The organism is Streptococcus sanguinis (genome assembly GCA_013378335.1).
GTDB lineage: Bacteria > Bacillota > Bacilli > Lactobacillales > Streptococcaceae > Streptococcus > Streptococcus sanguinis_I.
In genome coordinates this window covers 855,349-867,245 of sequence record CP040556.1, presented here as the reverse complement: position 1 = coordinate 867,245, position 11,897 = coordinate 855,349, and the positions used below count along the sequence as shown (strand labels likewise).

Annotated in this window: 12 protein-coding genes and 2 pseudogenes; 2 read left to right on the top strand and 12 right to left on the bottom strand. The window is 42.1% G+C overall.

Annotation, left to right across the window (positions count from 1 at the left end):
• Positions 1–16: 16 nt before the first annotated feature.
• Together FFV08_04625 and FFV08_04620 are read right to left on the bottom strand one after the other, a co-directional pair.
• On the bottom strand, positions 17–1,276 hold the full coding sequence (locus FFV08_04625) for a UDP-N-acetylglucosamine 1-carboxyvinyltransferase (GenBank protein ID QLB51997.1): 1,260 nt from the start codon (positions 1,274–1,276) through the stop codon (positions 17–19).
• Between the two features lie 267 nt (positions 1,277–1,543).
• Positions 1,544–2,734 carry a methionine adenosyltransferase gene (locus tag FFV08_04620; GenBank protein ID QLB51996.1) on the bottom strand — a complete coding sequence of 397 codons (1,191 nt, stop codon included), beginning with the start codon at positions 2,732–2,734 and terminating at the stop codon, positions 1,544–1,546.
• A gap of 32 nt (positions 2,735–2,766) precedes the next feature.
• Between FFV08_04620 and FFV08_04615 the strand changes: the two are divergent.
• Positions 2,767–3,031, top strand: a pseudogene (locus FFV08_04615) (hypothetical protein).
• Between the two features lie 45 nt (positions 3,032–3,076).
• On the opposite strand, the pseudogene FFV08_04610 reads toward FFV08_04615, so the two are convergent.
• From FFV08_04610 to FFV08_04580, 7 genes and pseudogenes are all read right to left on the bottom strand, one after another.
• A pseudogene (locus FFV08_04610) lies at positions 3,077–3,691 on the bottom strand (tetratricopeptide repeat protein).
• Positions 3,692–3,724: 33 nt separating this feature from the next.
• The gene (locus FFV08_04605) at positions 3,725–4,192 is read right to left on the bottom strand and encodes a deoxycytidylate deaminase (GenBank protein ID QLB51995.1); all 468 of its coding nucleotides are present in this window, start codon (positions 4,190–4,192) and stop codon (positions 3,725–3,727) included.
• Between the two features lie 218 nt (positions 4,193–4,410).
• Positions 4,411–4,770: a 50S ribosomal protein L20 gene (gene rplT / locus FFV08_04600; protein QLB51994.1), complete on the bottom strand. Its 360-nt coding sequence runs from the start codon at positions 4,768–4,770 to the stop codon at positions 4,411–4,413.
• Between the two features lie 44 nt (positions 4,771–4,814).
• On the bottom strand, positions 4,815–5,015 hold the full coding sequence (rpmI, locus tag FFV08_04595) for a 50S ribosomal protein L35 (protein QLB51993.1): 201 nt from the start codon (positions 5,013–5,015) through the stop codon (positions 4,815–4,817).
• 33 nt (positions 5,016–5,048) lie between these two features.
• The gene (gene infC, locus FFV08_04590; protein QLB51992.1) at positions 5,049–5,579 is read right to left on the bottom strand and encodes a translation initiation factor IF-3; all 531 of its coding nucleotides are present in this window, start codon (positions 5,577–5,579) and stop codon (positions 5,049–5,051) included.
• Positions 5,580–5,752: 173 nt separating this feature from the next.
• On the bottom strand, positions 5,753–6,430 hold the full coding sequence (locus FFV08_04585; GenBank protein ID QLB51991.1) for a (d)CMP kinase: 678 nt from the start codon (positions 6,428–6,430) through the stop codon (positions 5,753–5,755).
• Positions 6,431–6,439: 9 nt separating this feature from the next.
• On the bottom strand, positions 6,440–6,880 hold the full coding sequence (locus FFV08_04580; protein QLB51990.1) for a LysM peptidoglycan-binding domain-containing protein: 441 nt from the start codon (positions 6,878–6,880) through the stop codon (positions 6,440–6,442).
• Positions 6,881–6,919: 39 nt separating this feature from the next.
• On the opposite strand from FFV08_04580, the gene FFV08_04575 reads away from it, so the two are divergent.
• Positions 6,920–7,123, top strand: a complete 204-nt coding sequence (locus tag FFV08_04575) for a ferredoxin (protein ID QLB51989.1) — start codon at positions 6,920–6,922, stop codon at positions 7,121–7,123.
• On the opposite strand, the gene FFV08_04570 is transcribed toward FFV08_04575, so the two are convergent.
• The 3 genes from FFV08_04570 to FFV08_04560 form a co-directional block, all read right to left on the bottom strand.
• A complete protein-coding gene (locus tag FFV08_04570; protein QLB51988.1) occupies positions 7,120–7,608 on the bottom strand; it encodes an EbsA protein in 489 nt (162 codons plus the stop codon). The genes FFV08_04575 and FFV08_04570 overlap by 4 nt on opposite strands.
• A 79-nt stretch (positions 7,609–7,687) precedes the next feature.
• The gene (locus tag FFV08_04565) at positions 7,688–10,216 is read right to left on the bottom strand and encodes an LTA synthase family protein (GenBank protein QLB51987.1); all 2,529 of its coding nucleotides are present in this window, start codon (positions 10,214–10,216) and stop codon (positions 7,688–7,690) included.
• Positions 10,213–11,883, bottom strand: a complete 1,671-nt coding sequence (locus tag FFV08_04560; protein QLB51986.1) for a lipopolysaccharide biosynthesis protein — start codon at positions 11,881–11,883, stop codon at positions 10,213–10,215. The genes FFV08_04565 and FFV08_04560 overlap by 4 nt, the downstream gene beginning before the upstream one ends.
• Positions 11,884–11,897: the final 14 nt, after the last annotated feature.

Here is an 11,897-nt window from a genome sequence, read left to right as displayed (position 1 = left end):
AATAAGCGAAAAACGCTTATTCTTCTATCAACTGGATATCTGCACCCAAACTTGTTAATTTTTCAATAATATTAGAATAGCCGCGCAGGATAAACTCGATATTAGTAATCTCTGTCTTTCCTTGAGCCATCAAACCTGCAATAACCAAGGCAGCTCCTGCTCGTAAATCGGTCGCCTTGACCTGAGCTCCCTGCAGTTGATTTGGTCCTTCATAGACAATCTGATCGCTGCTGGTCGAAATCTTACCTGCCATCTTAGCCAGCTCCGCCACATGGTTAACCCGCTTCTCATAGATCGTGTCCGTAATCTTACCGTGGCCATTAGCCGTCAGCAAGAGCGGAGTAATAGGCTGTTGTAGGTCAGTTGCAAAGCCTGGATAAGGGGAAGTCTTAATGTTTATAGCTCTCAGAGTTTGCTGCTCTTCGACAAAAATGCTGTCTTCAGAAACCGTCATCCGAACACCCATTTCCTCAAGCTTGGCAATAAAACTCTCCAAATGCTCATAAAGGACATTATTAATCTGAATTCCCTGACCAATAGCTGCAGCAAGGGCGATATAAGTTCCTGCCTCGATACGGTCAGGAATTACTTGATGACGCGTTCCATGAAGGTGTGGAACCCCCTCAATCGTAATAATATCAGTTCCTGCTCCACGGATGTGCGCTCCCATATTGTTCAAGAGAGTTGCCACATCAATGATTTCTGGCTCTCTCGCTGCATTTTCAATAATAGTCCGACCTTTGGCCTTGACAGCAGCTAACATAGTATTGATGGTAGCACCCACACTGACCGTATCCATATAAATGCTAGCGCCTTTCAGCTGCTGGCCTCCTGTGGATAGGTTCATGTAGTTGCCGTCCATGGTCATCTTGGCTCCCATAGCTTCAAAAGCCTTGAGATGCAAGTCAATAGGACGCGGCCCCAAGTCACAGCCACCAGGTAGACCTACCGTTGCTTCACCATAGCGACCAAGCAAACTGCCATAGAAATAATAGGAAGCTCTTAGACTGTTGATCTTTCCATAAGGCATAGGGACGTTTTGGATACCACGCGGATCAATCGTCAGACTGTCCTCAGAGCGAGTAACACTAGCCCCCATGGCAATCATAATATCAATCAGACTATCCACGTCCGAAATATCCGGAACGCCATCCAATGTTACAATATCATCCGCCAGAATCACAGCCGGAATCAAGGCAACGACACTGTTTTTAGCACCATTAATAGTCACCTCTCCTTTTAAGGGGCGACCACCATGTATTACAATTTTTTTCATGTTTAAAATAAAGCTCTTTCAAGGTATTGCCATTTATTATACCACAGATTCGGGAAATTTCCTATACTTTTAGATAAATAAGACAATTGAAATTAAAATGAAACAGGGAAAATCGCTTTTCAATAATTTTTCAGAAAAAACAGTATTGCAAAAAATGAAAGAAGCGCGAGGCTAGATTGCTTGCCTTTTAAAAGTTGCCTGTATAGAAATGAATTTTTCTTTAAAAAACAGAAAAGTTCCCAATCATTACGATTGAGAACTGTCTTCTTACTGCACAGCTGCTTTCAAAGCCTCTACCTTATCCAACTTTTCCCAAGGCAGGTCAATGTCTGTCCTACCCATGTGGCCATAAGCTGCTGTCTGACGATAGATCGGCCGTTTCAAATCCAGCATTTGAATGATACCGGCCGGACGCAGATCAAAAATCTGACGAACCGCTTCCTGTAATTTGCTTTCTGCAACAATACCAGTTCCAAAAGTATCAATTCGAACAGAAACCGGCTGAGCCACACCAATAGCATAGGCTAGCTGCACTTCTGCTTTCTTAGCCAATCCAGCAGCCACGATATTTTTAGCAATGTAGCGAGCTGCGTATGAAGCTGAGCGGTCAACCTTAGTTGCATCCTTACCAGAGAAGGCGCCGCCGCCGTGACGAGCATAACCGCCGTAAGTATCCACAATAATCTTGCGTCCTGTCAAGCCAGAATCCCCTTGCGGACCGCCAATTACAAAACGGCCGGTTGGATTGATGAAGAATTTTGTCTTCTCATCCAAATATTGGGCTGGGATGACTGCTTTAATCACCTTTTCAATCACATCACGATGAATCTCTTCATTGGTCGCTTCTGGGTCATGCTGGGTCGAAATAACCACTGTATCCACACGCACAGGCTGGTCATTTTCATCATATTCAACGGTCACCTGTGACTTAGCATCTGGACGCAGATAGGCAATCTCTCCTGATTTGCGCAATTCCGCCAATCGACGGACTAGCTTGTGACTGAGCGAGATAGGCAGCGGCATGAGTTCTGGCGTTTCATCCACAGCAAAGCCAAACATAAGCCCTTGGTCGCCAGCACCAATCAAGTCCAATGGATCTTGGTCCGCATTCCCACGAACCTCCAAAGCTTCATTGACTCCCTGAGCAATATCTGGTGACTGCTCTACCAAAGACGGATGCACACCGACTGTCTCGGCTGAAAATCCATACTCTGTATTGGTGTAGCCAATCTCTGCAATGGTATCACGAACCAAACGGTTAATGTCTACATAAGCTGTAGTTGAAATCTCACCAAAAACATGAACCGAGCCCGTATAAACTGCTGTTTCAGCAGCCACATGGGCATCTGGATCCTGACTCAAGACAGCATCCAAAATAGCATCGGAAATTTGGTCTGCAATCTTATCGGGATGTCCCTCCGATACAGACTCAGACGTGAAAAGTTTACGTTCTGACATAGAAATGTCCCCCCTTAAAAAATATTAAACAAATAAACAAACTCCAAAATGATGAAAATCTTGTCACCTGCGAGTTACGACGCGAAAGAAATAAAAACAATACCTTTTTATTTCTGAGGCTAGTAAGACGCATAGGTTGACCGCAGAATAGCGGCAACCGTAGAATGACGTGCGACTTTTGGAGCCGTCATTGTTTGCGAGTTACAAAGTACTGATAGAAGTTTCCTACCACCTTATCGGGACTATATAACTTTCTCATTATACCACTTTTCGCTAAAAAATTCAGAATTTTTTTAATAGAAAAAGTTATAGTCAGAAACTATAGCTATATTCAATGATAAACTAAGGGCAGCTTGCTAATAGCTCTTCTACTTCCGCCTTACCAATATCATCACCAGCTTGGTCAAAAAGTCTGATAGCAGCCGCAAAGTTGGATTTTGCTGCTTGTAGATTTCCCAAAGCTTGAGCAATTTCACCCAAGCCTCGGCAACTACATGCATGATTTACCACATCATCTGACTCCATAGAATAGATATGTGACTTTTGCATAAAATCCTGAGCTTGAGCCAATCGGCCTAATTTAAGATTTAGATAGCCTAGCTCATAGAGATTAACTGATTGACGATAATGGTCATCTGGGAAATACTTCGCTAGGAAAGCAGCTTCTTTTTCAATCCACTCTAAAGCTTGACAAAAATCTCCCGCAGATCTAGCAACATAAGCTAGCTGATGATAAGCGATATGCTCATTTTCTCTATCACTTCCTTTCTGAGCCTGAATCAGATAAGCCTCTAAATTTGCAAAAGCATTCTGATAATCCTGCCTTTCTACAGCTAGATAGGCCCGTAAATTTCAGCGGCTAAAGGAATCTTTTTCCAGCTGCTGCTCTAGTTCTTCGGCCTTATTTAACTGTCCTTCAAAGAAATACTGCCAAGCGGCTGCCAATTTATCATTCATCTGCCTTCTCCTTTTACCTCCAGAACTTCTCGCCTAAACCAAATCCGTCTGAGCGATGGCCTTCTTGACATCATCCAGCGGCAAATGAACCAATTCCACCTCTTTCTCCTTGTAGAGATACTGAGCATAGTCATCTATCCGATATTGGTTGATGTAGACCACCCGTTTGCAGCCGACCTGAAGCAGTTGCTTGGTACAATTGAGGCAGGGAAAATGGGTCACATAAGCCGTAAAGCCCTTGGGAATCCCCCGCTCAGCTCCTTGCAAGATGGCATTGACCTCAGCATGCAAGGTCCGTACGCAGTGACCGTCAATAACCAAACACTCGTGGTCAATACAGTGCTCAGTCCCTGAAACCGAGCCATTGTAACCAGTTGAAATAACCTTATTGTCCTTGACCAAGACAGCGCCAACCTTGGCCCGCTTGCAGGTTGAGCGATTAGCGATTAAGAGAGCCTGAGCCGCAAAATACTGATCCCAAGCTAAACGATTCTCTGACATAATTTCTCCATTCTACTGATTTTTTTCACATAAGTATCTGTTTTTTCTATTATATCGCAAATCCCTATTTTTAACTAGCTTTACCATGAAAGCTGTCTTATCAGTAACAAGCCTTTATCTATACTATAAGTGGCATGGCAGGCCATTTCTCTCTTCATACTTTTTTTCATTAAGAGTTATCGAAAAAGAACCAAGGAAATCCTCAGTTCTTATTTTAATTATTTACCAAGCTTAGCTTTAGCTGCATCTGCAAGAGCTGTGAAAGCTGCTGCATCGTTAACAGCCAAGTCGGCCAACATTTTACGGTTCACTTCAATCTCAGCCAATTTCAAACCATGCATTAATTGTGAGTATGAAAGTCCATTCAAACGAGCTGCCGCATTGATACGAGTGATCCAAAGTTTGCGGAAATCACGTTTTTTCTGACGACGGTCACGGTATGCATAGTAGTAAGAGTTCATTACTTGCTCTTTTGCAGTACGGAACAAGATATGTTTTGCTCCATAGTAACCTTTAGCTAATTTTAAAATACGTTTACGGCGTTTGCGTGATACAACGCCACCTTTAACACGTGCCATTTATATTTCCTCCAATATTTCCTAGATAATCGTTACAGTAGCTCTTATTTCAGACCTGTAAGCATTGCTTTGATACGCTTGAAATCTCCTGCATGCACCATTCCTGCTTTGCGAAGATGACGGCGTTGTTTCTTAGTCTTTCCGTGGAAACGGTGAGAAGTGTAAGCACGGAAACGTTTCAAGCCACCAGAACCTGTACGTTTGAAACGTTTAGCTGATGCGCGGTGTGTTTTTTGTTTTGGCATAATGTTTTCTCCTTTTTCTATCTTTCTGACAATCTATTTTTTGTCAGGAATTGGCGCCATCTGCATGAACATCTGACGTCCATCCATCTTAGGCTTTTGCTCAATGATAGCAACATCCTGAGTCGCTTCAGCAAAATCTGCTAAAACTTTAGCCCCGATTTCTTTGTGGGTAATCATCCGGCCTTTGAAACGGATAGATACCTTTATTTTATTTCCTTTTTCAAGGAACTTGCGTGCGTTGCGAAGTTTAGTGTCAAAGTCTCCCTTGTCGATGGTTGGACTAAGACGGACTTCCTTCACAGTAACAACACTTTGTTTCTTGCGTTGTTCTTTTTGTTTTTTCTGGTACTCAAATTTGAACTTACCGTAGTCCATAATTTTTGCAACAGGTGGTTTAGCTTGTGGCTGAATCAGGACCAAATCGACATTTGCTTCATCCGCAAGAGACTGCGCTTCGCTTAGCGGTTTAATACCTAATTGTTCGCCGTCAAGACCGATCAAGCGAACTTCACGCACACGAATTTCATCATTGATGAATAAGTCTTGTTTTGCTATGGTTTTCACCTCTTTTTTTATTTTTAGAGAAAAACAAGTGCGGACCTGCTAACGCAAACCCGCACTACACGATAGTATTTCATTACTGAAATTGAATCCTGTAGAGCCAGACAACGTTAGTCGCAAGGCGAGAAGCTCTCACTTCTGCTTTTCTCAACTCTACTATCATATCAAGTTTCATTTTATTTGTCAATGATTTTTTTCGCTTTTTCTTTGATAAATGCAACAACTTCAGAAATACCAACGCCCGTGGTATCAAAATGTACGGCATCTTCTGCCGGCTTCAGTGGCGAAACCTCGCGGTGACTATCCTTATAATCCCGCTCTGCAATTTCTTCTTTCAGTTTCTCCAAGTCAGCAGGAATGCCTTTAGATAGATTTTCCTTGTAACGGCGCTCAGCTCTTTCATCAACCGAAGCTACCAGATAAATCTTGAGCTCAGCCTGAGGCAAGACAACTGTTCCAATATCACGGCCATCCATGACAATCCCTCCCTGAGCTGCAATTTGCTGCTGCAAGGCCACCAGTTTCTCACGGACTTGAGGAATGGCAGATACCCAGGAAACATTATTGGTAACTTCATTTTCCCGAATTGGGTGAGTCACATCCACGTCGCCGACAAAGACTAGCTGCTCACCATCTTCCGCTCGACCAAAACTGACCGAATGATTATTGAGCAACTCGACAATTTCACTAGCATCCGCTTCTGTCAGTTGATGCCGCAGAGCCAGATAGGTTGCAGCCCGATACATGGCTCCTGTATCTAAATAAGTATAGCCAAAATCCTTGGCAATAATCTTGGCAACGGTCGATTTTCCACTGGAAGCTGGACCATCAATCGCAATTTGAATCTGTTTCATGCTTGGCTCCTACTCAATCTTCACAACATCACCTGGATTGGCATACCAAGATCCAGTTGACATATGAGAAGGGTTAAGCTGTTCCAGCTTGGCAATGGAAATACCTGCACGCGCCGCAATGGATGCCTCACCTTCACCAGGTTGGACAGTCAGAGTTCCCTCAGATGATTCTGTAGTATTAGCCTCTGTCTGCTCTGTTGCTGAAGAGGACGCTTCACTGCTGGAACTTGCTGCTGAAGTGCCGTAGAAACCTTCCATTTGGGTCTGTCTATTACTTCCTCCAGTAGACAGATAGGTCAAGAAGCACACCACCGCAACCACTAAAATACAGAAAATAATGGTTAATATGGTCAACAAGCGGTCTGCATTCAAAGCGCTAAACTTCTTAGTTCGTTTCAACTTATCTTCTCCGTTATCGTATACATCTTCTTCCCATGGTTCTTTTTCCATGACTTCCTCCTTGAGTTTTTCTTAAAATCTTATTACAATATGGGTATGAAAGTAACACTCATTCCCGAACGGTGCATTGCCTGTGGGCTTTGTCAAACCTACTCAGATCTTTTTGACTATCATGACAATGGCATCGTCAAATTTTACCAGGACGACCAGCTCCTAGAAAAGGAAATCGCTGAGGATCCCGATGTCGTGGAAGCCATCAAAAACTGCCCAACCCGAGCTCTTTTGAAAGACTAGGATTTTTTGGTCTGACTGCCATAGTAAGCTTCAAAATAGTCAATATGGGTAAAATTATCTACTAATTCTACCTCACCCTTAAAATGCTCATTAAGGGCCAGGGCATTGACAAAATATTTCTTAGGCCACTTGCGCATACAAAAACTCCGGCTACGGCTCTGACCTTTAAAATATAAGGTAATTGACGTCTTAGTCACTTCGACTTTTTCAATATCTGAAATCTTGACCTTTATCGGAGTAAAGGGATTGGCTGTGATGATTCGCAAGGTTCCATCGCCATAAATGGTAAAATAACGATGAACCCCCATTCCCAGCAAAACCATGAACAAGAAGAAAGAAAACAGAACAAGAGTCGGCACTCGTGAGCTTTCATACATCAAAGCCAGGCCAACAAAAATCGGAATGACCGATAAAGACCAATATATTATCAGGATAGCTACATCTGGCTGCCAGTGATAGCGAACCTTACCGAAAATCTTTATCATGCTCACACCCCCATATTACTAGTTTAGCATAAATTAAGAAAAAATAGAACAGGTAGACTTGCCTATTCTATTTTTTTATTTATGATTTTGCTGTCTTAAAGAAGCTATCAGACAAGTAGCCCTTTCCTTTGACCATATCATACTCAATCAGTTTCAAGTCATCTGCTATTTCTTGTGCTTCTTCGTCCAATTCCTTTTTATCCACGCTAGCCTTATGCAAGACTTCTGTCAGTAAAGCATAGTAAGGTGATACTTTGGAATTTGTCTGCTCCAGTAAGAGAGCGGAGAAATCACTAGAATTGACTCTTGGATAATCGAGTTTAGGAGTTTCATAATTGCTCCAAACGAAATAATCTGTCAGATATTGGCTTTCTGGATCTTCTTTAAAGGCTGACTGAGGATAGAGACTTGGCAGATGATCGCCATAAAAGACGACTGTTACTTTTTTATCTACCTTTGAAAGCTTCTCAAGAAAATCCTTGGTCGCCTGATCTGTATGGTAAAGCATTCTGACATAGCTAGAAAGAGATTCGTTCCCTTCCTTGCTAAAGTCAGGATAGCTGGCAGACATGTAGACAGGATTGGGCTCACTCCAAGGCATGTGGTTCTGCATGGTCATGACAGAGAAAAACTGTCCCTGCTTGCCATTCAAATGCTCCAAGACTTGATTATAAGTCGTTTGATCGCTGTAATTACCACCTATATTATCACCTTTCAGGCCTTTGGTACCATAGTGAATAAAGGTATCAAATCCCAAATCTTGGTAAATGACATTTCTTGCATAATTGCTAGGAGAAGCCAGATGGATTACTGTCCGATTCTTAGATGAATAAGCATCGCTAATGGAAGGGAATCTATTCATCTTCGGGACAATCTCAGTATAGAGAACCGAAATAGATGGAGACAGATTATAAAAAGGCAAACCAGTCAGGGTCTGAAATTCCATGTTGGCTGTTCCTCCACCATAACCATCTGACTTCATAAGTCCACTGGTGGTGCGAGTTTTAACTTCCTGAATATAAGGAATTGGATTCTCAGACATAGTAACGCCGTCAACCCGAGCAGGGTCAGAAAAACTTTCACTTAGGAGATAAATGACTGTTTGATCTTCGATTTTATTCTGGCGTTCTTTGTTAATAGCTTCCGCAACATTCTTATACTTTTTTTCTATCTCTTGAATCTTTTCCTTAGAATAGCCACGCGGTTCGATCATGGTTGTATCCGACATCTGTGAAAACCAGACAAAGGAAAGGGAGCGCAGCTGTGAATTGACAGTATTTCCCATCCAAGTCAGGTCATGGTAATTATTCAAGACCGAAATAACTGGAATATTCTCTACTATTTTGCCATTTTTTTTAGTGGCAAATATATCCATGACTCCCAAGAAAAAGACCAGGGGCAGGACTAGCAAGAGGAGCTGGTATTTAAGAACAGTAATGAGCTTTCCTGGCAAGATTTTCTTGCGCAAATACCAATAGAGAGCGCCTAGAGCAACTAGTCCCAAGATAGCATAAAATCCATAATTCCCTCCAAGAAAATCAAAGAGGGTCTTAGGATTTCTCAGCCAGACCATATCGCTAGGCAAAATTGGCTCTTGGCGATACTGGAATTTCAGACTGCTAGCTATGGTGGCAATCACCACTAAGGCTGTTATCAGCATGGTTGGCAGGAGAAAATGATTGAAAATTAGGTAAAGAGCCATAAAAATCATGAAAAAGACAATGATTTGAAAGAGACTGGCTCCAGTGAAAAGGTACTGATCCAAAACAATCACATCTCCTCGGATACTATTTTGGATAGTATAGTTAAATATAAGGGCAAATGATGCACTTAGCACCAAAGCAACAGAAACACTGGCCTTATTCTGAGCGAGATCGCGCAATCCCTTAACAGCTAGAAAGCTTGGAAAAGAAAGCAGGATAAAGATAAGTGCGATAAGGCAGAGGAAAGTTAGCATAAAGTTCTGCGTTATTTCCAACCTGCCTTCCTCAAGGAAATTCACTAAATAGCTTTGGTGATGCAGCAATTCCGGCATCTTATTGTCCATCAAAGCAAGAAATAGGAAGAGCTGAGATAGAAAAAGATTTTCCAGCACCTCTCTGTTTTTCTTAGTAACTTGCAGGAACTTACCTGGGAAGCGTTTTTTAAGCTTTGGAAAATGAATAAAACTATAAGCAAATAAGAAAATCAAAAGCAAGCCAGGTAGGGAGTTAAACTGCCAAAAATGATTGCTAAACACTCGATCTGCTTTGAACTCAAAATCATTGACATGCTGCGTTACTGTCAGTAAGTAAGAAAATCCTGTATAGAGAGCGTAAATAATAGCTGACCATATAAAGAATCTTTTGCTGAAGAGCTGAGACAAAAGCTTGCCCAAGCCAAACAAAAGAGGGAGCAGCATCAGAAAGGCCAGCCACAAGGCTGGATAATTCCGCAAATCTTCGCCTTCCTCCAATAGTAAGACTGTTGTAACAGCGACTGTATCTAAAAGTAAAAAACTAATTAGCAGGTATGAGAACTGCTTATAGTGTTTGAGTAAAAATTTCATTTTTCTTTCTGGTAAATAGTTATATTCTCTAGCGAGATTTTTGTGAATTAAGAATCTCACTTTTTCTTTAAAAGATTGAACAAACGATTTCGTATCTTTTGAGATAAATTTTTCTGACTTAATTTTTCTTTTTGCTCGGTCAACTCTTCCCTTTTCCTCTGCAAGTCCAGTAAAGAGGGGAGGGAAGATAAGGGCATAATCTTGAAGTCATAATGACTGTCCCAAGCTAGATAAACCAATAAATGCTCTAAAACATCAGAAAACTCCTGCTCAGAGGATGGCAAACTTTCTAAGCTCTTCATCTGGAACACACTAGCCCAAGCAGAATATTTGAACCATAAGAAGCCGCCATAGACTCTCGTCAGAGAAGGGGCAGTTATAAAGTCAAAAGACTTATGTAAACCAGCTTCCTGCCAGACAGCAGATAGCCTTGGACGCGGCGGCTCTGACTCAAACAAGCCATCTCTGACTAGGCGCGGCAAATCCGGAATAACCAGACCTACAGCAGACTCCTGCGCTAGCGCTTCTATACTTGCATCCGCATAATCCACCATCATATTTATCAAATCAGAGCGCATAGCTTGGTCAAAAACAGTCTGATTCTCCACCAATCTATGAGTAGATAGATGGCCGATATAAGCATATTTTTGCAGAATTTCATTCTGCTCTAGCATGGCAAGCAAGGGATGCGATTTCTGACTTAGGACAAGCTGAACTTTATTGTCCAGATGAGCCAGCGCTGTCTGCAGCTGTTTCAGCACTTCTGGCTGATCTGTTGTCACTAAGTACTGGTACTGAGACGATAGAGAGAATAGCTTGTTCTGATACTGCTGAAAAATAGAAAAATCCGTTACATGGATATGCAGGAGGACAGGCTGATCTGTCCGATAGTTCGAAGTTGCCTGAGACAAATACTTATCCTCTAGCAAACAAGGAAGGTCTGGACCAAAATGATAGAACAGGTGTTCCCTAATCAGGGAAGTCGGATAGGATGAGTTGGTTTCAAGATCTTCCAGCAAATACCTAGCCAAAAAAGGATTACCCGTGAGAGCCTTGACCTTTAGAAAAGGAAGCTTCGCTTCCAGAATCTTAAGTGGCTTATAGTAGGAAAAGTCTGGATGAACCAATTCTCCTGCTTCTTCCTGACGGGTATCAAGGAGAGCTTGATAACTGAATCCCGCCTCTACAAAGCGCTTGGTAAACTGGGTCTCGTAATGGTCTATCACATCTTGAACGTCAGTAAAATCTTCTACCTGAGACCAAAATTCATAGAAAACCTTGTCTTTAAGAACTGACTGCTTAAAGGTGACAAAGTAGCTCTGCAGGTGTTCTTCAAAATACTTAGTCTTGCGGAAATTAGTCATTCCCCAAAAATCGACTTGCGAATCCGCTTCAAAGCGCTTATAAATCGGCTCTAAATCCCATAGCGGACCAAAGCAAGTGTCGTTCATGAGAGTCAGAGAATCTGAGTTCTGCAAAGTGTCAAAACCCAGCCAGTCCATACCGTCACGCCAAGCCGCAAAGTCAAAGCCTCGGTTGTCTCGCTCAAGCAAGTCAGAAATGCCCAAGTCTTCTCTCAGCCGGCATTTGTCCTCATTGCTCAAAGGACTATTTGAAATAAAAATAATCTTAGAAAAAAGCGGCTTTAGCTGCTCCAATTGATAGAAGACATGACCGCTTATATGATTGCATTTATTGAAATGAACATAGAGTAATATTCGTTCCATGAAAATACCTTATT